Genomic DNA, 22,137 nt, shown 5'->3' with positions numbered 1-22,137 from the left:
CCCAGGGGCACAGTAAGGCTGGAATCTCCCTATGTGGAAAACAGGAAAAACCCCTGTCCTACAGCGTCAGCTTCATGCCCTCGTGGCTCGCGACAAAGCCCAGCCCCTCATAGAATCGATGAGCGGAAACGCGGGACTTATCCGTGGTGAGCTGCACGAGCGAGCAGCCCCGCTCCCGGGCCTGGTCAATCGCCCACTGCATCATGAGCGCACCGACACCCTGCCCCCGCAACACCTCAGAAACCCTAACCGCCTCGATCTGCGCTCGCCAGGACCCCTTGCGCGAGAGGCCCGGGATGTAGCTGAGCTGGAAGGTAGCCACAACATCGCCGTCGAGTTCACCCACCACCAGAAGGTGCGCGGGGTCGGCGTCGATCGCGTCAAAAGCCCGCTCGTACGGCCCTAAATCGTCGGCACTTTCGCGGGTAGCGCCCAGCTGATCGTCGGCCAATAACGCGAGGATTCTCGGCAGGTCGCCCTTGCGGGCTCGCCGAAGGATAAAGGTCCGGGAGTCGACGGCGGCAGTCATCAAAGCGGGCACGGTACCGGATTGAGTAGTCACCACCCCAGCATGCCACGTGGTCGAAATAGCTCAGAACTCAGTATTGCTAAGTACCGGTACTTAGTTCTACTATGTAGTGGTAGCTAGTAATACTGAGTAGCGAGGGAGGTGTCCGATGGGTAAGCAAATGACGGAGATGCTCAAAGGCACATTGGAGGGCCTTGTTCTGGCCCTCCTGACCGGGAAGGCAGCGTACGGGTACGAAATCACCACGCTGCTCCGGGAGCAAGGATTTACCGAGATCGCTGAAGGCACCGTGTACGCGCTGCTGGTCAGGATCGAGCAAAAGGGGCTGGTGGACGTTGAAAAGCGTCCGTCCGAAAAGGGGCCACCCCGCAAGGTGTACACGCTTAACGCGCAGGGCGAAAAAGAACTGGACGAATTCTGGAACACATGGAGCTTCTTGTCCGAACGGATTGAAGAGCTTCGCAAGGAAGGAAATTAACATGGCAGCAAAATGGATCGAACTGGTCACGGGATCGCTTGAACAGAAGAAGCAGTACAAGCAAGCCAAGGCGCGGATGGGCGCCCTGCCCGAGCCGTACCTCACCGTGGCCACCGCTTTCAACCGGTACCTGATGTACTACGGCGGCGTCACTGAGGGCGACACCATGGTGCAAATGTTCACGGACCTGGCTGATCTGTGGGAACGAGCCGCAGTGGACGGCACCCCTGTGAGCGACATCGTGGGCGAAGATCCCATCGAATTCGCCGAGAGCTTCGCCCAGGCCTACGGCGGAAAGCGCTGGATCGACAAGGAACGCGAGCGCCTCACCAAAGCAATCGATAAAGCAAAGGACGTGGAATCATGACCGCAACAGCAATCCGGGTGCAGGGCATCGAGAAGTCGTACAAGGATCTCCATGTGCTCCGGGGAGTGGACTTTGAGGTAGCGTCCGGCAGTATCTTTGCCCTGCTGGGGTCCAACGGAGCGGGCAAGACCACTATGGTGAAGATCCTGTCCACGCTGCTGAAAGCGGACGCCGGCTCGGCCGCCGTCGAAGGCTTTGACGTCGCCACCGAGTCGCTCCAAGTGAGGCAGTCCATCAGCCTCACCGGGCAGTTCGCGGCCGTGGATGAGGTCCTCTCCGGCAAGGAAAACCTGATCCTGGTGGCGAAGCTGCGTCATTTGAAGAATCCGGGCGGCATTGCGGATGAGCTGCTGGCGCAATTCAGCCTCACCGAGGCAGGCTCCCGCAAGGTGGCGACTTACTCAGGCGGCATGCGTCGCCGCCTGGACATCGCCATGAGCCTGATCGGCAACCCGAAGGTGATCTTCCTGGACGAGCCGACCACAGGCCTCGACCCCGAAGCACGCCTGGAGGTGTGGCAGATCGTCAAGAATCTCGCCCACCACGGAACCACGGTCCTGCTCACCACGCAGTACCTGGACGAAGCCGAGCAGCTCGCGGACCGGATTGCCATTCTGCACGCCGGACGCATCATCGCCAATGGCACCCTCGCCGAGCTCAAGCAGCTGTTGCCGCCGGCCAAGATCGAATATGTCGAAAAGCAACCGAGCCTGGAGGACATCTTCCTGACCCTGGTTGGCACTGGTAGCAACCAGTCACCCAGTAACAACGAGTCAGTAAAGGACAGGTCATGAGTACCCATTTCTTCGCAGACACCTCCGTCCTGCTGGGCCGCTCCATGCGGCACATCTTCCGGAGCGTTGACACCATCATCACCACCGCGATCACCCCGATCGCCCTAATGCTGCTGTTCGTCTACGTGTTCGGCGGGGCCATCAGGACCGACACCGAGAACTACGTAAACTACCTGCTCCCGGGCATTATGTTGATCGCCATCGCCTCCGGCATCGCTTACACGGCAGTCCGGCTGTTCACAGACATGCAGAGCGGCATCTTCGAGCGGTTCCAGTCGATGCCGATCGCACGCTCTTCGGTTCTCTGGGCGCACGTGCTGACGTCGCTGGTGGCCAACGGACTCTCGCTGGTGATCATCGTGCTGGTTGCGCTCCTGATGGGATTCCGCACCTCGGCGAGCGTGCTGGATTGGCTCGCCGTTACAGGAATCCTGGCACTGTTCACCTTGGCGCTCACGTGGATCGCGATCATCGCGGGCCTCTCCGCGAAGTCCGTGGACGGCGCCGGCGGGTTCTCGTACCCACTGATCTTCCTGCCGTTCATCAGCTCGGCCTTCGTCCCGACGGAGACCATGCCGGGCCCGGTCCGGTGGTTCGCCGAAAACCAGCCAGTGACGTCCATCGTGAACACTGTCCAGGATCTGTTCGCGCAGCGTCCGGTGGGCGGCGGTATTTGGGTTGCCTTGGCTTGGTGCTTGGGGATCCTCATCGTCTCCTACGCCTTTGCCACAGCTGCCTACAAGCGCCAGATCGCCTAGTGATTCGTCAAGCCAAAACAACGGCCTAAGCTCCCTTTTCTCCACAAGGGAGCTTTCGCCATGCAGACCGATTCGCCATTGGTCAGACATTAGCTATAGCTTTATCGAACAGATTTGTAACGGCCGTCACCATTGTGGCGGATCCTTCGAAGGGTTCTTGAACTAATGTCCGACCAGACAACACAGGGGAAGCTCCGCGCCTCCAGCATTGACAGCGAGCCCCACCTGTCGCGCTCGCTCAGCAACCGCCACATCCAGCTCCTGGCCATCGGCGGCGCAATCGGAACCGGCCTCTTCATGGGTTCCGGCAAAACCATCTCCGTCGCCGGCCCCTCCGTGATCTTCGTGTACATGATCATCGGCTTCATGCTGTTCTTCGTCATGCGGGCCATGGGCCAGCTGTTGCTGTCCAACCTGAACTACAAGTCCTTCAGCGACTTCGCGGGCGACCTCCTTGGCCCCTGGGCAGGCTTCTTCACCGGGTGGACCTACTGGTTCTGCTGGGTAGTCACCGGCGTGGCAGACGTCATTGCAATTGCGGGCTACGCCAACGAACTCTGGCCGGGAATCCAGCTCTGGATCCCGGGCATCGCCACCATTATCATCCTGCTTCTCCTCAACCTGCCCACCGTGAAGGCCTTCGGTGAGACCGAATTCTGGTTCGCCCTCATCAAGATCGTGGCCATTGTGGCGCTGATCGTGGTGGGCCTGGTGATGATCTTCACCGGCTTCCAGTCCAACGCAGGCACCGCGAGCTTCACCAACCTCTGGAGCCACGACGGCTTCTTCCCCAAGGAATTCATGGGCTTCGTGGCCGGCTTCCAGATCGCCGTCTTCGCGTTCGTGGGCATCGAACTGGTGGGCACCGCCGCCGCTGAAACGAAGAACCCGGAACACAACCTCCCCCGCGCCATCAATGCCATTCCCCTGCGCGTCATGCTCTTCTACGTAGGCGCCCTCATCATCCTCATGTCCGTCACCCCGTGGACCGAGTTCAAGGCGGGCCAGAGCCCTTTCATTGCCATGTTCTCGCTAGCGGGCCTTGGCATGGCAGCTACCGTAGTGAACCTCGTGGTGCTCACCTCGGCCATGTCGTCGGCAAACTCGGGGATCTACTCCACGTCCCGCATGGTGTACGGCCTGGCCCACGACGGCGACGCACCCAAGCTCTTCGGCCGCCTCTCCAGCCGCAAAGTACCCCAGAACGCACTGTTCCTCTCCTGCGTCCTGCTGCTGGCCGGCGTCGCCCTTCTCTACGCGGGCAAGGACGTTGGCGTGGCGTTCGACATGGTGACCACCGTGTCCGCCGTCTGCTTCATGTTCGTCTGGTCGATCATCCTGGCCAGCTACCTCGTGTACCGCAAACGCCGCCCCGAGCAGCACGCGGCCTCGCCGTTCAAGATGCCCGGCGGCATCCCCATGGTGTGGGTGGTGTTCGCGTTCTTCGCGTTCCTCGTGTGGGCCCTGACCACGCAGCCGGATACGCTCACCGCGCTGCTGGTGACGCCCATCTGGTTCGCCATCCTCGGCGTTGCCTACGCTGTGGTCCGCAAGTCGCCCCTGCATCAGGCCCGCGTGGCCGAATGGAAAGCAATGTCCGAGGCTGAAACCGCGGCAGCGCGCTAAGTAGCCGGGCGCTCTAAGAGCGTATATGGGGCTGTGCCCGCTTCGCGGTGCCCACGCCGCAGCCCCATATACGCTCTCTCGCTTGGCGATCAGGCTCACTGGCCCTTCGCCGTCGGCCAAGTTAAGAGAGGGTTACGCTTCGGCCTGACGATCCTCCACAAGCTTCTGGACAGCCGGGAACAGCGGGTGAGTCGGCGTCAGTTCCGTGATGCGCTCGACGGCGGCAGCCGGGTCCAACTCGGACAGCATGTTGGCGAGCTCCACGGCTTCGTCGTCGTTGCCGTCGTCGAAACGGAGGGCCGCGGACATCGCCTCGAGCAGTGCCACCGGCGCCACGCCACGCTCGGCCAACTCCGCGGCAGGACCGATGAACCGCTCGTGTCGGCTGAGCTTCCGCAAGGGCGCCCGGCCCACGCGATTCACAGTGTCCGGCAGGTGCGGGTTGGTGAAGCGGGACAGGATCTTCTGCACATAGGCCTCCTGCTCGGCCTCAACGAACCCGTGCTTGGCCACCAGCAGTTCCTTGGTTTCTTCCAGCACCGCCCGGACCTTCGCGGCAACAGACGGATCCGCCATGGCATCGGAGATCTTCTCCAGCCCGGCTTGGTAACCGAAATACGCCGCCGACGCGTGGCCCGTATTCACGGTGAACAGCTTACGCTCGATGTACGGGCCCAGCTCATCCACAAACGTGGCTCCGGGGATGTTCGGCGCGTTGCCACCGAACGGCGTACGGTCGATGACCCACTCATAGAACGTCTCCACCGTGACGTCCAGGCCCTGGCCCGGCGCCTGGTTAGGGACGATGCGGTCCACTGCGGTGTTGGCAAAAACCGCGACGGCGTCCAGGTCACCGGCGGAGTCGTCCCAAGCCGCCCGGATCTCCGTATGCAGGAGATCCGTGGCATTGATGGCGTTCTCGCAGGCCATGACCTGAAGGGGTGGCATGTCCGCGGGCCGGGCGGCCAGCCCGCGCGCGATCACCGGTGCCACGAACTTCAGGATGTGCGGCCCCACAGCAGTGGTGACCACATCCGCCGTCGAGATTTCCTCCACAACGGCGGCTTCTTGCGAAGCGGAATTGAAGGCACGGAAGCCGCTAACAGTCTTGACCGCCGGGTTTTCGCCCACCTCGTGAACGTCGTAGCTGGTAGCCTCGGCGAGCTGGCTGATTAGCGCATCCGCAACATCAGCGAAAACCACCTCATAGCCGGCCTCGTGAAGCAGCAGCCCCACAAAGCCACGCCCGATGTTGCCTGCCCCAAAATGAACTGCCTTCACTATGCGTTGACCTTCCCGAACAGCTCCAAAACTTCATCAACCGTAGTTGCTTCCTCCAACTGGGCCACCTGCGCCTTGCTGGTGAAGATCTTCGCGATCGAGGACAGGATGTGGAGGTGCTCATTGTTGAGGCCAGCCACGCCGACCACGAACTTCACTTGCTTGCCGCCCCAGTCGATGCCCTCCGGGTAACGGATGATGGACACTGCCGAGTGGTTGATGTGTTCCTTGGCATCGTTGGTGCCGTGCGGGATGGCCAGGAAGCTGCCCATGTACGTGGACACGGATTCTTCGCGCTCGTGCATGGCGTGGACGTAGCTGACATCAACGGCACCGCGGTCCAGCAGGAGCTTGCCGGCCTCGTCAATCGCTGCGTCACGGTCGGTTGCAGTGCCGTTCAGGACCACGCTTTCGCGGAGCAGGACACCTTTACCTTCGGCGGCTTGACCGTCGACGGCGGCAGCCGGCTCGGCGACATGCGCACCGTGGGAGGCAGCTACTGTGGTGGCGGCGGCGGGCTGCGCTCCGGCGGTGGATTCCGCCGTCGTTCCTGAGTCGGAAGCCGCGCCTTCAGTGTTGCTGCTGCGGACCAGCTCAACAATGTCGTCGTACTTGGGGCTGTTCATGAAGTTGTCCACCGAGTAGTGAACCGCGCTGGACGTGCGTGGCTGTGCACGCTCAGTAAGGTCCTGGTGGGTAACCACAACGTCATAGCTGTCGCTGAGGTTTGCGATGGCTGAATTGGTGACCTTGACCTCCGGGAAGCCTGCGGCCTTGATCTTGTTGCGCAGGACCGAGGCACCCATGGCACTGGAACCCATGCCGGCGTCGCAAGCGAACACGATGTTCTGGACCGGTCGGGTGAGGACGGTGCCGCTCTGGGCGCCGGCGTTGTTACCGGTAAGTGCCGAGGAGACGGAGCTCTTCTTGCCCTTCATGGCTTCCATACGGGACGTAGCTGCGGAGAGGTCGTCCTCCCCCTTGTTCTTGGAGGTGCGCAGGATGACTGCGGCAATGAGGAAGGACACGGCCGTGGCAAGGATGACGGCAAGAATCACTCCAACGTAGCTGTCACGTGACGTCTGGGCCAGCACCGCGATGATGGAACCCGGCGCGGCAGGAGCAACCAGGCCGGAATTGGTGATGGCCAGGGTCGCGATACCTGCCATGCCGCCGCCGATGGCAGCGAGGATCAGGATGGGCTTCATCAGGACGTACGGGAAGTAGATCTCGTGGATGCCACCGAGGAAATGGATGATCGCTGCACCGGGAGCCGAGGCCTTGGCTGCACCGCGGCCAAAGAACATGTACGCCAGCAGGATGCCGAAGCCCGGGCCGGGGTTCGCTTCAAGCAGGAACAGGATGGACTTGCCCTGTTCCAGCGACTGCTGGATGCCAAGCGGAGTGAGCACGCCGTGATTGATGGCGTTGTTGAGGAAGAGTACCTTGGCGGGCTCGATGAAAATGCTGGTTAGTGGCAGTAGCCCATTGTTGACCAGGAACCCCACAACGGCACCGGCGCCGTCAGTGAAGCGCTGGACTACCCAGGAAAGGCCGTAGAAGCCGCCCAAAGCCAACAGCGCACCCCAGATACCGGCGGAGAAGTTGTTGACCAGCATCTCGAAACCGGGGCGAATCTTGCCGTCCCACAGGGCGTCGATCTTTTTCATGGTCCAGGCGCCCAGCGGGCCCATGATCATGGCACCGATGAACATCGGCGCATCCGTACCTGCGATGACTCCCATGGTTGCGATGGCACCCACCACACCGCCGCGGACGTCGTAAACCATCCGGCCGCCCGTGTAGGCGATCAGGATCGGAAGCAAGTATGTGACCATTGGGCCAACGATGCCCACGTTGGGATCACCCTCGGCGTTCGTGCCGAAACCGCCCAGTTCAGCAACGGGAAACCAGCCCTTCTCGATGAACAGGGCCGTGATGAGGCCCCAGGCGATGAAGGCGCCAATGTTGGGCATGATCATGCCGGACAGGAATGTTCCGAACTTCTGGACACCAACGCGCACGCTGGTGCGGGGCTTCGCAACTGTCTCTGTTGCCATGTGAATTCCTAACGTGTGTCCCGCGGCGGCGCGGGGTCAGTCGATATAGATCGAGAGATAGCAGCCTTAGGAGCTGCTGGAAATGCGGTGAAGCCATTCAAGGAAGAGCTTCAGTTCAGAGCTGGAAAGTTGGTCCGAATGCGAGGCCTGCAGTGCCGCATTCAGGGCGATTGCCGCAACAACTACTGACGACTTACCGGAGTCGTCTGCGGCGCCACGGGCGGTTTCCGTGGAGACGGCAAAAATCATGGAATCCCGCGTCATCGTTGAGAGCTCGAGGTTCCGTTCTTCCACCGGTTCAGCGATCAACATGAGCGTGACGCCCACGTTGGCCGCCAGGATGCTGCGTGCCGCTTCGCGGGGCGGCACGTTGATCTGACCGGAGATAGCGGCCTTGTTCAGCATCTCTTCCAGAAGCACTTCAGCATCTGCCACGATTGCTGGGCGGCTTTCCGGCCTGATGTTGCCGAACATCACCAGATACAGATGGGGTTGGGTCAGGCCGAACTGGACGTGGTTGTCCCACATCCGCCGGACGTCTTCCAAGGGCTCCCCGGACGGTGCAAAGTCCCGCTCCCCCGCAACATACTCTTCAAATCCGGCTGATACGACGGCATCGAACAGGCCTTCTTTGTCACCAAAGTGGTGGTAGAGCGTTGGCGCCGTGACCCCGGCAAGCTTGGTGATCTGGCGCGTCGAGACTGCTGACCCCTCCGAATTCGCCAGCAATTCGGCAGCTGCGCGAAGCAACCGAATTTTAGGCGGAAGCTGGTCATCGAAACTCATAACCGCTACCCTAGCACCTATAGCGTTGCTATATGAAGTGGCTCACAAAGGAATTTTGTAGGCTAGTTTTCGAGGCTCCCGGTGCCGTCGCCGGAGGGCCTGAACCAACAAGCAGGAACAGAGGATTCAGTGCAGAATTTCCAAGGAGTAGGGGTAAGCCCTGGCCGCATCATTGGTTCCGTCCGCCAGATGCCCAAGCCGGTGAGTGAGCCGCCGTCGGGAGACCGATTGGCTGCGGACGTGAGCCCGGAAGACGCCGTCGCGGGCTTGAAGGCGGCGGCGCAAGCCGTCCATGACGAACTCAAGGGACGTGCGGACAGCGCTTCCGGCGACGGCAAGGCCGTTCTCGAAGCCACAGCCCTCATGGCCAAAGACACCATGCTCCTGAAGTCCGCGAGCAAGCTCATCAACGCCGGGTCCTCTGCAGAAAGGGCCATCTGGGAAGCCGGTGCGTCCGTCTCCGAAATGCTGCACAACCTGGGCGGCTACATGGCCGAGCGTGCCACCGACGTCCTGGATGTCCGCGCCCGCATCGTGGCCGAACTTCGCGGCGTTCCCGCTCCCGGCATTCCTGCCTCCGACACGCCCTTCATCCTGGTGGCCGAGGACCTCGCTCCCGCCGACACCGCAACACTGAATCCCGCGGTGGTGCAGGCGCTGGTGACCTCAGGCGGCGGCCCGCAGTCCCACACGGCCATCATTGCGCGTTCGCTCGGCCTGCCCGCCGTGGTTGCAGCCCATGATGTTGACGACATCGCGGATGGAACCGAGGTGTACGTGGACGGCGCGGCTGGCTTCGTTGCCGTTGCGCCCACCGACGAGCACCGTGCGGCCGCTACGGCCTGGGCCGAAACGTCCGCCACCCTCGCCGAATTCGACGGAAACGGCACGACGGCGGACGGCCACTTGGTGCCGCTCCTCGCCAACGTCGGTGGAGCCAAGGACGCCGTGGCAGCTGCCGCTTTGGGCGCCCAGGGAGTGGGCCTGTTCCGCACGGAGTTCTGCTTCCTGGAGCGGGACACCGAACCCTCCGTGGACGAGCAAGCCGCAGCCTACAAAGCCGTCTTCGACGCGTTCCCGGGCAAGAAAGTGGTCCTCCGCACCCTTGACGCCGGCGCCGACAAGCCGCTCCCCTTCCTCACGGATGCCACGGAACCGAACCCTGCACTGGGTGTTCGCGGCTACCGCACCGACTTCACCACTCCGGGCGTCCTGGAGCGCCAACTCGAGGCCATCGCCCGTGCCGCTTCCGATTCCGAGGCAGACGTTTGGGTCATGGCTCCCATGATCTCCACGGCTGCCGAAGCAGGACGCTTCGCCTCGCTGTGCGCTGCTGCGGGAATCCAAACGCCGGGCGTGATGGTGGAAGTTCCCTCTGCTGCATTGACCGCCGCCACCGTGCTACGGGAAGTCGGGTTCGCCTCCCTTGGCACCAACGACCTCACCCAGTACGCCATGGCCGCGGACCGCCAACTCGGACCCCTCGCTGAACTGAACACCCCCTGGCAGCCTGCCGTACTCCGGCTGGTGCAGCTCACGGTGGAAGGCGCTCAGCAGGAAGGATCCGGGCGTGAAGGCGACAACAAGCCTGTGGGCGTCTGTGGTGAGGCAGCCGCCGACCCGGCCCTCGCCGTCGTACTGACCGGTTTGGGCGTCACCACACTGTCCATGACCGCGCGCTCGTTGGCCGCCGTCGGGACCGTACTGAAAACCGTGACGCTGGAGCAGGCGCAGGAACTGGCCCGCTTGGCCCTGTCCGCACCAAGCGCCACCGAAGCCCGCGACTGGGTCCGGGCCAAGCTCCCCGTGCTCGAAGAACTCGGCCTGTAACTTTCACTTCCCCGATCCTCAGGAGAAACCCATGCCCGAACGCACAGCCACCATCGCGAGCCGCTCCGGCTTGCACGCCCGTCCGGCCGCCTTGTTCGCGGAAGCCGCAGGCGAGCAGCCCGTGGAGGTCACCATTGCCATGCACGGCGAACCTGCCGATGACGCGCTCGACGCCGCCAGCATCCTTTCGCTCATGACTCTCGGTGCCGCGAAGGGTGACGTCGTTGTGCTTCGGGCAGAGGGGGACGGCGCCGACGCTGCGCTGGACGCACTGGTGAAGCTGCTGGAGACAGACCTGGACGCGGAGTAGCTACCGTCTCCTCCCTCCGCCGCCTTAACCTTGCTTCCGCGACCCTTGTGGCAAACGTCGGGACTGGATGGCGGAGTGCGTCTTGCGCAGTGCATCGATGGATTCGTCATAGGACCGCTGCGCCACTCCCACAAACAGGCAGTCGATGACCATCATCTGCGCGATCCTGCTGCCCAGCGCGCCGGGGCGGAAAGGGGTTTCGCGTGCCGCAGTGCTGAGCAGGATGTCTGCTTCCCGCCCCAATGGCGAATCTGCGTGATTGGTGATGACGATGGCCCGGGCGCCAGTGGCCTTGGCGATCCGGAGGAACTCAACCGTATCCATGGTGGTGCCGGAATGAGAGACAGCCACCACCACGCACGTGGGATCGAGCAAGGAAGCGGACGTCCACGCGGCATGGGCCTCAGACCAATTGAAGGCCACTTTGCCGATCCTGTGAAGTTTCTGTTGCAGGTCCTGCCCCACCAGGGCCCCCGCGCCGACGCCGAAGACCTCTGTCCTGCGTGCCCCGGAAATCGCCGAGACAGCTTCTTCCAGCCTGTCGACGTCCAGGAGCTCGGCGGTATCGGCGATCGACATGCTCTCGTTGAACGCAATTTTGGACACCACGTCCTGCAAGGAGTCCGACTTATCGATGTCCTCGTAGACGTCGGCGGGTACGTTGTTGACCACACTCTCGCGCGTTGCTTCCCGGGCCAAGTCCAGGCGGAATTCGGAGTACCCGGCGTAGCCCACCTTCTTGTAGAACCGCACTACGGAGGTGGTGGACGTCCCGCCTTGTTCCGCAAGGTCTCCGATGGACATCGTGGCAACCTTCGAAGGTTCCGCGAGGACCACTTCACCGATAGCCCGCTCGGACGGGCGCAACGCCGGAAGGATGGCCCTGATCCTGACAAGGACCGTTCGGGACGATTCCTCGTTGATGAGCCCTTCCACACGACCTCCTCCTGCCGCCCGCTCACTGCGAACCGCCTTGGAACACCGTACCCGGTGACGGAACCCGCAACCCCGTGTATGAATAATACCCAGTTGTTTGATGTCATGTAAATCATTGACATACATGTGATGGGCGCCCTACCGTCGTAGTCAGAAACCAAACGACAGTTAGGACAACCATGGGCACGGAACCGGGCCATAAGGGGAACTCGGCATGGCTGGAGATCAGCACCGAGGCGCGCAACGAACGGACCCTGGACCTGGACCAGCGCACCACCTTGGACATCCTCACTGCGCTTAACGATGAAGACCGGATGGCGCCTGAAGCAGTCCGCGGGATCCTGCCGACAATGGCCGGGCTCGTGGATGCCGCTGCCGAATCTGTGCGGAACGGCGGGCGGGTCCACTACTTTGGCGCGGGAACCTCGGGCCGGTTGGGCGTGCTCGACGCCGCCGAGCTGAAGCCTACGTTCAATCTCCCGGACAACGTTGTTATCGCCCACCACGCCGGCGGCGCCGATGCACTGGTTCGCGCCGTGGAGAACGTGGAGGATTCCTGGGAAGCCGGCATTGAGGCGGCGTCCGACGTCCGGAGCGGGGACATTGTTGTGGGCATCGCAGCGTCCGGAAGGACCCCCTATGTGGGTGGTGCGTTGACGGCTGGCCGCGAGCGCGGCGCCATCACGGCCCTCATGGCTTGTGCTTCGGAGCCCCAGCTCGGGCCCCTTGCTGATTTTGTGCTGGCCGCTGACACAGGCCCGGAAGCCCTTGCCGGTTCCACACGGCTCAAAGCCGGGACAGCCCAGAAGCTCATGCTCAATGGGTTCTCCACGGCACTCATGATCAAGCTCGGCCGGACCTGGTCCAACCTGATGGTGTCCATGGTGGCAAGCAATGAAAAGCTCCGTTCCCGGACGGTGAGGATTCTCATGGAGGCTACCGGAGACACTGAGGAGCGTTGCCGCGAAGCCCTCGAAGCAGCCAACGGTGAACTGAAGGTTGCGCTGACGGCAATGCTCTCCGGAGCGAATCCGGCGCAAGCCCGCGAGGCTCTGGGCGCTGCGTCCGGCAACGTCCGCAGCGCCACCGATGCCCTCAGCCAGCGACCCCTTGAAACCTCCAACCACCCCCCTAAATCACCAGAGGACCCTCATGAGTAATTCCACGCTCGTACAGCAGCCACCCGCCAAGCAGGCCCGGCGCGCCCTGGTGGCCGGTTCGGTGGGCAACTTTATCGAATGGTACGAATTCGGCATCTATGGCTCGTTCGCCACCATCATTTCCGCCAACTTCTTCACCACGGCGGGCGCTTCGGACTTCGAGGCCCTCATCAAGACCTACGCGTCGTTCGCCATTGCGTTCTTCTTCCGTCCTGTGGGCGCCTGGATCTTCGGGCGGATCGGTGACAGGATCGGCCGCCGCCCCACTCTGATCATCGTGTTACTGCTCATGACCGGAGCCACCACCCTCATCGGCGCCCTCCCCAACTACGCCACTTTGGGCATCATGGCCCCCATCCTGCTGACCTTGGTCCGCATCCTCCAAGGGCTCTCGGCTGGTGGCGAATTCGGCGGCGCAGTGTCCCTCATGACCGAGTTCGCTCCTTCGGGCAAGCGCGGCGCCTATGGGGCGTGGCAGTCGTTCACCGTGGCACTTGGCCTGCTGGTCGGAGCCGGCGTCGCTGCGGCCCTGTCCTCCGTCATGAGTCCCCAAGCGCTGTCGGAGTGGGGCTGGCGCCTGCCCTTCCTGCTCGCCCTCCCCCTCGGCCTCGTGGCGTTGTACCTGCGGCTGAAACTCGAAGAGAGCCCCAACTTCCAGCGCACCGCAGCGGCCGGACGCAACCCAGGCTCCGAGGTCGTGGTTGTCCACCCCAGCAAGGCTGAAACCGCGAAGGCGATCCTTCTGGGGATCGGCCGCCTCATGGGTTGGTCGGCAGCAGGTTATACATTCCTAGTGGTCCTGCCGTCCTACTTGCAGACCAGCCTCAACGCCACATTCCAGGCGGCGCTGATCGCGACAGTACTGGCCAACGCTGGTTTTGCCGCGTCCATCATTCCCAGCGGCATTCTCAGTGATCGCTGGGGACGTCGGCCGGTGATGCTCGCCGGCGCCATCCTGATTACGGTGTTCGCCCTGCCGCTCCTGAAGGTTTTGCAGGACCCGGCCAGTTCGCCATGGCTCATGGGCGCAGGTGTCTTCCTTGCCGGGGCAATCGTCGGCATGCTGGCCGGCCCGGGTCCGGCAATGCTGTCCGAAATGTTCCCCACAACGGTCCGCTACACCGGCTTGGGACTGGCGTATTCGCTGTCCAACGCAGTGTTCTCCGGGTCCGCCGGGCTCATCATCACCGGCCTCATAGCTTCTACCGGTAACAGGGACATCCCGGCGTACTACGTCATGGCCACCTGCGTGATCAGCGCCTTCGCGCTGGCCACCTTGCGCGGTTCCGCCCACAAGAAGGCGCTGCGCGACTAAGCGTCGTCCGGCCGCCACCACATCCAGAACGAGATAGAGGGAGCACTGCCATGCGTATCATCGGCATGATGTCCGGAACGTCCTACGATGCGATCGACGCCGTCGCGGTCGATGTCAGCAGGGACGGCGATGCCTTGGTGCTGACCCTCCTGGGGGCTGTCAGCGAGTCCTACCCGGACGGGTTGCGGGCGGAAATTGCGGCCCAACTGCCGCCCGCCAGCGGCTCCATGGAACAGGTCTGCCAGCTCGATACCCGCATTGGCCAGGCCTTCGCCGGGCTCGCTGTCAGGGCCAATGACGAGCTCTGCGATGGACGGGCGGAGCTGATCGCGTCCCATGGCCAAACCATGTTCCACTGGGTGGAATCCGGCCAGGTCAAAGGGACACTCCAGCTTGGCGAACCTGCGTGGATCGCTGAAGCGACAGGCGTCACCGTGGTGTCCAACTTCCGGACACGTGATGTAGCGGCAGGGGGTCAGGGCGCCCCGTTGGTTAGTCTCTTCGACACCCTGTGGCTGCGCGGGCTGCCAGGCACACCCGTGGCGTTGAACCTCGGTGGGATCGCCAACATCACGGTGGCTTCCGGGGCACCGGTTGCTTTCGACACCGGTCCTGCGAATGCGCTGATCGACGCCGCGGTCGCCTCCATGACCGCCGGCCGCCAGCACTACGACCACGACGGCGAACTCGGCGCACGCGGCAACGTCAGCTCCGATTTGCTCACCGGGCTGCTCGCCGAACCGTACTATGGGCTCCCTGCCCCGAAGTCGACCGGCAAGGAACTGTTCCACCTGCCGTATGTGGAAAAAGCCATGGAAGCCACCGGCACCAGCGACCTGCCCATCGAAGACGTCATGGCAACACTGGTGGCCCTCACAGCCCGCACTGTAGCGGACGCCGTGCGGGCGGTGGGAGGAACATCCGTTATCGCCTCCGGGGGCGGAACACAGAATCCCACGCTGATGCGGGCATTGGACGAGGAACTTGGCCTGCATGGACCTGACGGCGTCAAACTGCTGACATCGGACCAGTTGAACCTGCCGTCCTCCGCCAAAGAGGCCGCTGCATTTGCGGTGCTTGGCTATCTGACGGTCCACAACTTCCCGGGAACGGTGGCCAGTTGCACAGGTGCGCGCCATGCCGGCATCCTCGGCTCAATCACGCCTGGATCCCAAGGTTTCCACTCGCCCGCTTCCACCCTTCCTGCCCCTGTCACCCTCCGGGTTCAGTAGCAGCCACCCATCCCCGCCGCACAGCCCTCACGCTAGGCTTCTGCCATGGCATTGATAGCTCCCCGCGCCACGGCCGGCCTCCCCGCCGACGAAGCCCGGAATCTCGCGCGCTCCCTCCAGGACAGCAACGACATCACGGTGTTCGTGGACGGCACTGTCCACCGCCTGCCCGATCAGGCGAGGGACGCCGTCGTCGATCTCCTCGCGAGACTGAGCCGGGGCGAAACGGTGACGGTCAGCAGCGTGGAGGAAATGCTCACGACATCGCAAGCCGCCGAGCTTGCGGGCATCTCTCACACGTATCTGCGCAACATGACCGATCGCGGCGAAATCCCGGTGGAATACCGCGGTACACATCGTCGGATCCGACAGGCGGCCATCATGGCGTGGCTTGAAACGCAGAAGAAGAAGCAGCAGGCAGAAGCGGCTGCAGGTGATGACGTCACCACCGAGTCCCACGGCTAGCCACCCTAAATCGCCAGCATGCTGTTCAATAGCGGTATGGCTTCAAGTTCCCCTTCAACCGTTTGGCCCGTGGTGCACCAAGAGCGTCGTGCGCTGATCCAAGACCTGGAACCGCTTGAGCCAGCCCACTGGCAGACGCCGTCCCTGTGTTCCGGCTGGGACGTCCACGATGTCCTGGCCCACGTCATTGACAGCGCGAAGACCACCCGCCTGAACTTCATACGCCGGATGATTGCCGCCCGGATGGACTTCGACCGCGACAACGCCGTGGGCGTAGAGCTCCAGAAGGCCGTGGATCCGAAGAACACGATCGCCGGGCTGCGCGCCGTGCTCTCGCGGACATCCGGTCCGCCGGCGAGCTTGTCGACTCGTTTGGTTGAAGCGTTCGTCCACGGCGAGGACATCCGGCGCCCGCTGGGGATCCGCCGCGACTATCCCGCTGAGCACGTGGCCACCGCCCTTAGCTACCAGGTGAAGACCACCACCAAAATGGGTGGTGGCAAGGAAATCGCGGAGGGCTGGCGATTGGTGGCATCTGACACGTCCTTCGACCATGGCAATGGTCCGGCAGTCGAAGGTCCCGCCATAGCCCTGCTGCTCGCAGTGTCCGGTCGGCCCGTGAGGGACGACGAGTTGGGTGGCCCGGGCGCGCCGATTTTCCTGCAACAGTCGGGAAACCAGTGAAAACGGGAGAAAAGATGACCGCGCTACTCTCTGCCGACGTCGAGGTCTTTGGCCTGACCGGCCGAATCCTTTGGACCGAGGGCACGCCTGCGCCGGAGCCGGACGCCGGGCCCGGGTCCGAGCCCGCATATATCTTGATCCACGGCATCGGGGTATCGCATCGATATCTGGCGCGGCTGCATGCTGTTCTCGCGGCGAGCGCGCCTACGTACTCACTGGACCTTCCAGGTTTCGCCGGGACTCCCAAGCCCGGGCGCCAGCTTTCAGTGGAGGACTACGGCGCCTTCATCGCCCAGACCCTTAAGTCCCGCGGCATCGACTCCTACGTGTTGGTTGGCCACTCCATGGGCGTGCAATTTGCGATCGAAGCGGCCTTGTACGCCCCCGAGCAGGTCCGGCAGTTGGTACTGATGGGTCCCGTGGTGGATTCACGGCACAAGAATGTGTGGCGGCAGTCGCTGGCCCTGACCATCGACGGAGTACTTCGCGAGAGCCCCACGTCCAACCTGATCGTCATGTCCGACTATGTCCGTTGCGGCCCCAGGTGGTACCTCACCGAGCTGCCGGTCATGATGGAATACCCCACGGAGAAACGGTTGGCCGGTATCCAGGTGCCGGTGCTGATTCTGCGCGGGAGCCGGGACCACGTGGCCGGACCCGAGTGGTCGCTCCGGCTTTCGCGGGCGGTGGCCCAAGGGCGCCTGGTGGAGATTCCGGGCGTCGGGCATGTGGCGCAGCACATGCGTCCCAAGGCTGTAGCGGATGCCATCCGGAGCTTCGTCACCTCAACCACGCTTCACAGCTGAGCGTTAAGTACGACGCCGTCCCATGGGTTGGGTGCCCCTTGTTGGGTCAGCGCGCCGCGGCTAGGCTGGCCGGGCAGGCACAATAGTAAGCCTGCTTACGAAAGGGTTGATCGTGACAGACAAAGACTCAAATGAAGAAATTCAAGGCTTCGGCGCAACCGGCGCCACTGGGCCCTACGGCGCCCCGACGACCCATGGGACTGACAAGGCCGACGTCAACGCCGATCCCGAATTGCGCCAGGACGAGGACGATGATCCGGCCGCATCCGCCAACCCCGATCCACTCGACGGCAACATCACAGGGCTGGAGCCAGGCGGCGGAGTACCCCCGGGAGAAACCCCGCCCGCCGAGGACAGCATGAGCATGGACCAAGGGCACGAGGAGTAACTACTGACCGGGGCAGCCTAGCTAGGGAAGCCTCAGGATTTCCCCGAGGTCATACTCGACCGGTTCCTCCAACTGCGAGTACGTGCAGCTCTCGGGCGTCCTGTCCGGCCGCCACCTCCGGAACTGCGTGGTGTGCCGGAACCTGTCGCCTTCCATGTAGTCGTAGGCCACCTCGATAACGAGTTCGGGGCGCAGGGGCACAAAGGAGAAATCCTTGCCCCCGCTCCACCGGCTTTGGGCGCCGGGCATGCGTGAACCGCCGGCAGCGTCGTCCTGGTTGGCCCACTCGCCCCACGGGTGCTCGCTGAGTTCGATCTGATATGGCTCCAGCTCTGCGACCAGAGCCTCCCGGCGGGCCATGGGGAACGATGCCACCACTCCCACATGATGCAGCCGGCCAGTGTCGTCATGAAGGCCGAGCAACATCGACCCCACAACTTTGGCGGTCTTGTGCCAGCGGAATCCGGCCACCACGCAATCCGCCGTGCGCTCGTGTTTGGTCTTGAACATCAGGCGTTTGTTGGGTTGATAGGTCCCGTTCAGCGGCTTGGACAGCACGCCGTCCAGTCCCGCGCCTTCCAACTGCACGAACCACTCCTGCGCCCGTTCGAGATCCGTCACCGCGGGGGTCACATACACGGGAGGCTCTGCCTTGGCGAGTGCCCGTTCCAGAAGCGCGCGGCGCTCTGAGAACGGCCTGTCCATGAGGTTTTCGTCGCCCAAGGCAAGAATGTCGAACGCGATCATGGAAGCCGGGGTCTTCTCGGCAAGCATCCTGACCCGGCTGTCGGCGGGATGGATCCGCTGCTGCAGAACCTCGAACTCCAGCCTGCTGCCCTCGATCAGGACGATTTCGCCGTCGATCACGCATTTGTCCGGGAGGTTCTTCCGTAGGGCATCCACCACTTCCGGGAAGTATCGGGTCATTGGCTTCTCGTTGCGGCTGCCCAGGATGATCTCATCGCCGTCCTTGAAGACGATCGTCCTGAAGCCGTCCCATTTGGGCTCGTAGTGCCCAACATCGGGGATGGCCGGAACGGATTTGGCGAGCATGGGCGAGACGGGTGGCATCACAGGCAGGTCCATAGACAATGTCTACCTGCCGGTGCACCGCGAAGCTAGTGTCAGGCCATGGATATCTTCCTCGTGTTGGCCCCACCAGGCCGTGCAGATCCAGAAGATCCAGTACGAGCTACCGGCTCCCGCGCCGGCCCCGAAGCCTAAGTCATAGAACCCCATCGCTTGGGCAGGCCTACCGCCCGTTACATTAATGTGACTTTACTTTCCGGCTCATGTACCGTCGTAGGGCGACCCGTATCTCCGCTGGGCCGCTTCCGGATTGACGCCGAGCTCTGCCGCAATCCGGGATCCGCCAGACCCGCGGCAGAGGCGGGGGACCCACAGTTCCCGGGCTTGGTATCCAAGTCCTCGGGGTGAAGCCGCTTAGGCGGCCGGACGGCCTCGTCCGAACCCGACAGCTAACCTCGAAGGCGTTGAGAGGCAACCACCATGTCCCCAACCATGGATCAGCCGCGCCGCGCCCACAATGAAGGCGAGCGCACCAAGCCAACCGGACGCCGTCGGGCCCAACCCAGCGGATTCCCCACCAACGCACCGGCGGACTCCGCCGCTGCGCCCCAAAATCCAATTAGCACAGGCACGACGCCGGAACCCGCCACTGCGGCCCTGCCCACCATCGCGGCGCCCGCGACGCGTGCGGCGGTTCGTGCGGCCGAGCGGGAGAGGGCAGCCCGGGCTGTGATCGCGCCCGAGGAATCCCTTGCCGAGGCGTCCGCGACTGAGCATTCCGCAACTGCAATGATCCCCACGGCTGCGATCTCCAATACGCAGGCGGCAGCTCCGAAGTCGACCACGCCTGGACCCCCTAGCGCGGCGATCCCCGTTGTGCAGCCGGCTGGCATGGAGCCGGGTTCGCAGGAGTTCGGCACCCAGGAATCCGCAACCGCAGCTATTCAAGTGGTGCAGCCTGCAACGCCGGAACCCGCCACGGCGGCCATTCCCGTGGTGTCTGCCCGCGAAGAATCCGCGAGCACACCCGAACCGGCCGAGTCACCGCGGGGCAAGTCCCCCGCGCAGGTTGCTGCCGCGGCAACGGCGTCGGCAGCACTGGCAAGCCGCAAGGATGTTCGGAAGCAGGCTGCCGCACCCACAGCTGGCAGGTCCAGCTTCGGACCGACGTCCTCCTTTGGCCGCGAACCTCACTCCGCCCTTCGAAAAGCAGCGTCGGTCAAGCACATGAGCCAGCGCATGGCCGTGGTTGCAGGGGCGCTTGGCCTTGTGCTGACGGCCGGGACGCTGGGGCAGGCCCTGGAGTTGCCCTTCTTCGGCCGGGAGACTCCAGCGCAGGAGGCCAGCGGGAGCGATGATCGCACCTCGACTTCGGCGTCTCCCGCGCCCAAGGCTTCGTACTCCACGGCTTCGTCGCCATCAGCCTCGTCAATGGCCACGGCGTCCTCGGAAGCCGGGCAACCGGCAACGGTAGCGGAGGCGCCCGCGGCAGGGTCGCCGTCGTCGACTGCGACCCCGCAGGTCTCACTCGCGGACCCGGTATGGGTTCCGTCAGCCGCACCCTCTTCCGTCCCGGCCGTTCCTGGCGTGACCAGCCCGATCCCCACCCAGCCGGCTCCTGCGCCGAGCGAGGTGCCGTCGGACACCATCACAACGCCGCCTGCGCCGACCCCGACCCCTACGCCGACCCCGACGGTCACGCCGACGCCGACTCCCACACCAACGGAGACTGCAACGCAGACCTCCAAGCCGCGGCCGGGCAAGCCGAATGCCGCCACCACGCCGCAGCCCACGGAATCGGGGCTTCAAAGCATCCTGGATGCAGCCCAGCAGGTCCTCAAGTGAGCACGCGCCTGCCCCGTACCTCCAGCCATGTGGGGTGGCATGGCCGGCACTGCAGCAGCAGCCGGACTGCCACGTTCCGTCGCCGGATGGGACGCTGGAGCTGCCAGCGCTTGAGGCGCTCGTAAAGCATCACAACAAAGGAGGCAGGCACCCGGGTGCCTGCCTCCTTTGTGGCGTCTAGTTTCTGGCGTCAGATCCGCGGCCGCCCGGCCCAACGCCGCGCCTTCAGGGCGGCATGTAACTCGAGCCGGATCGCGCCACTCAACGGATCAGCACCGATGTGTTGGCGGATCCGGCCGAGTCGGTTGTAGATGCTGCTCCTGTGGAGGTGAAGTTTGGCGGCGACGTCCTGAACCGAGCCATCATTGTCATAGAGCAATTCCAGGACGGGCAGAAGCTCGCCGTTCTTGTCCTGGTCCTCCAGCGTCAGAAAATGCACCGATCCCGTGTCATCCCAGCCACCCGGCGCCAGCAGGCGATCAAAGAGCTGGTAGACACCAACACTCCGGCTGTCCACGAGCTCACCTAGCGGGAGGTCCACTGCGGCCGCTTGCGCAGCAACCTTCGATTGACGATAAGCCCCCGATAGCTGCCGGATGACTTGGAAGGGTTCACTGATGCCCAGGATCACCCTGTCCACCTTGCGGCCAGCGCGCTTCGCAAGCTCCAGTTGATAGTGCACCAACACCTGGGCATGGTCCGCCCGGCCCCCCGACTCGCGGAACAGGACCACCGAATGTGTTTCTGTTCCGGCGCTGAACAATGCGGCATTGACGCCGATAGTGGACTGCAACGCCGCCGAACGATGCGTCAGGGTTGCGGCAATGGGATCGACGTCGGACCTCGCGCCGTCCGGGTCGAGGATGGTCACCAGCTGCCATGGACCGCGCCCTTGGATTTCCTTCCACCCCGCCACAGCTGCCACAGCGTTTGATTCGCCGCTGCAGGCTGACAGGAACTCCTGCTCGCGCCGTCGCCGGAACTCTGATTCGGCCGTGTTGGAATCAAGGAGCAAGCCCGCCAACAGGTCCAGCTCGTCACGCACGCCGGGCAACTCGGTGAGTATCGCCGTCGCGCTTTGCTCTTCAAGGTCCAGTTGCACCCACAAGTAGCCCACGCGGAAACCCCGCACCAGGAGTGGCACGCAGACGCGGCCCAACATGCCTAGTTCGTCGTTGGCGGGAACGACGACGGGACGCACAGCGGTTGCGATGCCGTGGGAGAGCTGCCACGCACTGACATCGGTAGGGACGCGCTTGCTGAGGAGGAAGTTCACCCTGACGCGGTCGGCGTGTGACTGGTTGGAGCTGTAGGCGAGGAGGACGCCGTCGAGGTCTTCAAGGGACAGGCCGCGGCCAAGCTTCAGTGCGACGCGTTCAACGATCTGTTCCACGTCCTGCTGCATCTGAAAAGCGTACCAACAGCAGGCGACACCTGACGTTCCAGCGCTCGACAAAT

General features: G+C 63.5%; 22 protein-coding genes and 1 riboswitch. Of the genes, 15 read left to right on the top strand and 7 right to left on the bottom strand.

Annotated features, from left to right (window positions below):
• Window positions 1-58: 58 nt before the first annotated feature.
• Window positions 59-529 (bottom strand): N-acetyltransferase family protein, encoded by a 471-nt coding sequence (locus AC0J5Z_RS03695; RefSeq protein ID WP_475039524.1) that lies wholly within the window; start codon window positions 527-529, stop codon window positions 59-61.
• A 148-nt stretch (window positions 530-677) separates the two neighbouring features.
• On the opposite strand from AC0J5Z_RS03695, the gene AC0J5Z_RS03690 reads away from it, so the two are divergent.
• The 5 genes from AC0J5Z_RS03690 (at window position 678) to AC0J5Z_RS03670 (ending at window position 4,552) form a co-directional block, all read left to right on the top strand.
• Entirely contained in the window at window positions 678-1,007 is a 330-nt protein-coding gene (locus AC0J5Z_RS03690) for a PadR family transcriptional regulator (protein ID WP_475037511.1), read from the top strand.
• Between the two features lies 1 nt (window position 1,008).
• Window positions 1,009-1,374: a DUF1048 domain-containing protein gene (locus tag AC0J5Z_RS03685; RefSeq protein WP_475037509.1), complete on the top strand. Its 366-nt coding sequence runs from the start codon at window positions 1,009-1,011 to the stop codon at window positions 1,372-1,374.
• Window positions 1,371-2,168 carry an ABC transporter ATP-binding protein gene (locus AC0J5Z_RS03680; RefSeq protein WP_475037508.1) on the top strand — a complete coding sequence of 266 codons (798 nt, stop codon included), beginning with the start codon at window positions 1,371-1,373 and terminating at the stop codon, window positions 2,166-2,168. Before AC0J5Z_RS03685 ends, AC0J5Z_RS03680 begins: the two co-directional genes overlap by 4 nt.
• Window positions 2,165-2,926, top strand: coding sequence for an ABC transporter permease (locus AC0J5Z_RS03675; RefSeq protein WP_475037507.1), 762 nt, complete (start codon window positions 2,165-2,167; stop codon window positions 2,924-2,926). Before AC0J5Z_RS03680 ends, AC0J5Z_RS03675 begins: the two co-directional genes overlap by 4 nt.
• Window positions 2,927-3,091: 165 nt before the next feature.
• Entirely contained in the window at window positions 3,092-4,552 is a 1,461-nt protein-coding gene (locus AC0J5Z_RS03670) for an amino acid permease (RefSeq protein ID WP_475037506.1), read from the top strand.
• A gap of 132 nt (window positions 4,553-4,684) precedes the next feature.
• On the opposite strand, the gene AC0J5Z_RS03665 is transcribed toward AC0J5Z_RS03670, so the two are convergent.
• The 3 genes from AC0J5Z_RS03665 to AC0J5Z_RS03655 form a co-directional block, all read right to left on the bottom strand.
• Entirely contained in the window at window positions 4,685-5,833 is a 1,149-nt protein-coding gene (locus tag AC0J5Z_RS03665; RefSeq protein ID WP_475037505.1) for a mannitol-1-phosphate 5-dehydrogenase, read from the bottom strand.
• The gene (locus tag AC0J5Z_RS03660) at window positions 5,833-7,893 is read right to left on the bottom strand and encodes a PTS mannitol transporter subunit IICBA (RefSeq protein ID WP_475037504.1); all 2,061 of its coding nucleotides are present in this window, start codon (window positions 7,891-7,893) and stop codon (window positions 5,833-5,835) included. Before AC0J5Z_RS03660 ends, AC0J5Z_RS03665 begins: the two co-directional genes overlap by 1 nt.
• Before the next feature lie 66 nt (window positions 7,894-7,959).
• Window positions 7,960-8,679 carry a TetR/AcrR family transcriptional regulator gene (locus AC0J5Z_RS03655; protein WP_475037503.1) on the bottom strand — a complete coding sequence of 240 codons (720 nt, stop codon included), beginning with the start codon at window positions 8,677-8,679 and terminating at the stop codon, window positions 7,960-7,962.
• Between the two features lie 129 nt (window positions 8,680-8,808).
• Between AC0J5Z_RS03655 and ptsP the strand changes: the two genes are divergently transcribed.
• The gene (gene ptsP, locus AC0J5Z_RS03650) at window positions 8,809-10,509 is read left to right on the top strand and encodes a phosphoenolpyruvate--protein phosphotransferase (RefSeq protein WP_475037502.1); all 1,701 of its coding nucleotides are present in this window, start codon (window positions 8,809-8,811) and stop codon (window positions 10,507-10,509) included.
• A gap of 31 nt (window positions 10,510-10,540) precedes the next feature.
• Window positions 10,541-10,819 carry an HPr family phosphocarrier protein gene (locus tag AC0J5Z_RS03645; protein ID WP_062072658.1) on the top strand — a complete coding sequence of 93 codons (279 nt, stop codon included), beginning with the start codon at window positions 10,541-10,543 and terminating at the stop codon, window positions 10,817-10,819.
• Window positions 10,820-10,843: 24 nt separating this feature from the next.
• Here the strand turns inward: AC0J5Z_RS03645 and AC0J5Z_RS03640 are convergent, their stop codons facing one another.
• Complete coding sequence (locus tag AC0J5Z_RS03640) at window positions 10,844-11,755, bottom strand: MurR/RpiR family transcriptional regulator (protein ID WP_475037501.1); 912 nt, start codon at window positions 11,753-11,755, stop codon at window positions 10,844-10,846.
• Window positions 11,756-11,934: 179 nt separating this feature from the next.
• Between AC0J5Z_RS03640 and AC0J5Z_RS03635 the strand changes: the two genes are divergently transcribed.
• From AC0J5Z_RS03635 to AC0J5Z_RS03605, 7 genes are all read left to right on the top strand, one after another.
• Entirely contained in the window at window positions 11,935-12,915 is a 981-nt protein-coding gene (locus AC0J5Z_RS03635) for an N-acetylmuramic acid 6-phosphate etherase (protein WP_475037500.1), read from the top strand.
• Complete coding sequence (locus tag AC0J5Z_RS03630; protein WP_475037499.1) at window positions 12,908-14,230, top strand: MFS transporter; 1,323 nt, start codon at window positions 12,908-12,910, stop codon at window positions 14,228-14,230. The genes AC0J5Z_RS03635 and AC0J5Z_RS03630 overlap by 8 nt, the downstream gene beginning before the upstream one ends.
• A gap of 50 nt (window positions 14,231-14,280) precedes the next feature.
• A complete protein-coding gene (locus AC0J5Z_RS03625; RefSeq protein WP_475037498.1) occupies window positions 14,281-15,462 on the top strand; it encodes an anhydro-N-acetylmuramic acid kinase in 1,182 nt (393 codons plus the stop codon).
• Between the two features lie 45 nt (window positions 15,463-15,507).
• Window positions 15,508-15,927: a helix-turn-helix domain-containing protein gene (locus tag AC0J5Z_RS03620; protein ID WP_475037497.1), complete on the top strand. Its 420-nt coding sequence runs from the start codon at window positions 15,508-15,510 to the stop codon at window positions 15,925-15,927.
• 18 nt (window positions 15,928-15,945) lie between these two features.
• A complete protein-coding gene (locus AC0J5Z_RS03615; RefSeq protein WP_475037495.1) occupies window positions 15,946-16,611 on the top strand; it encodes a maleylpyruvate isomerase family mycothiol-dependent enzyme in 666 nt (221 codons plus the stop codon).
• Between the two features lie 14 nt (window positions 16,612-16,625).
• Window positions 16,626-17,417: an alpha/beta fold hydrolase gene (locus AC0J5Z_RS03610; RefSeq protein ID WP_475037493.1), complete on the top strand. Its 792-nt coding sequence runs from the start codon at window positions 16,626-16,628 to the stop codon at window positions 17,415-17,417.
• A gap of 112 nt (window positions 17,418-17,529) precedes the next feature.
• Window positions 17,530-17,805 carry a DUF6480 family protein gene (locus AC0J5Z_RS03605; RefSeq protein WP_475037492.1) on the top strand — a complete coding sequence of 92 codons (276 nt, stop codon included), beginning with the start codon at window positions 17,530-17,532 and terminating at the stop codon, window positions 17,803-17,805.
• A gap of 21 nt (window positions 17,806-17,826) precedes the next feature.
• On the opposite strand, the gene AC0J5Z_RS03600 is transcribed toward AC0J5Z_RS03605, so the two are convergent.
• A complete protein-coding gene (locus AC0J5Z_RS03600; protein WP_475037491.1) occupies window positions 17,827-18,891 on the bottom strand; it encodes an ATP-dependent DNA ligase in 1,065 nt (354 codons plus the stop codon).
• Window positions 18,892-19,165: 274 nt separating this feature from the next.
• Window positions 19,166-19,312, top strand: a riboswitch (cyclic di-AMP (ydaO/yuaA leader).
• A 2-nt stretch (window positions 19,313-19,314) separates the two neighbouring features.
• On the opposite strand from AC0J5Z_RS03600, the gene AC0J5Z_RS03595 reads away from it, so the two are divergent.
• Entirely contained in the window at window positions 19,315-20,679 is a 1,365-nt protein-coding gene (locus AC0J5Z_RS03595; protein WP_475037490.1) for a hypothetical protein, read from the top strand.
• Between the two features lie 190 nt (window positions 20,680-20,869).
• Here the strand turns inward: AC0J5Z_RS03595 and AC0J5Z_RS03590 are convergent, their stop codons facing one another.
• A complete protein-coding gene (locus tag AC0J5Z_RS03590; RefSeq protein ID WP_475037488.1) occupies window positions 20,870-22,084 on the bottom strand; it encodes a PucR family transcriptional regulator in 1,215 nt (404 codons plus the stop codon).
• Between the last annotated feature and the right edge of the window lie 53 nt (window positions 22,085-22,137).

This window comes from Paenarthrobacter sp. TRD_SC_7 (assembly GCF_056156245.1).
This window is presented reverse-complemented; position numbering and strand designations above follow the sequence as displayed.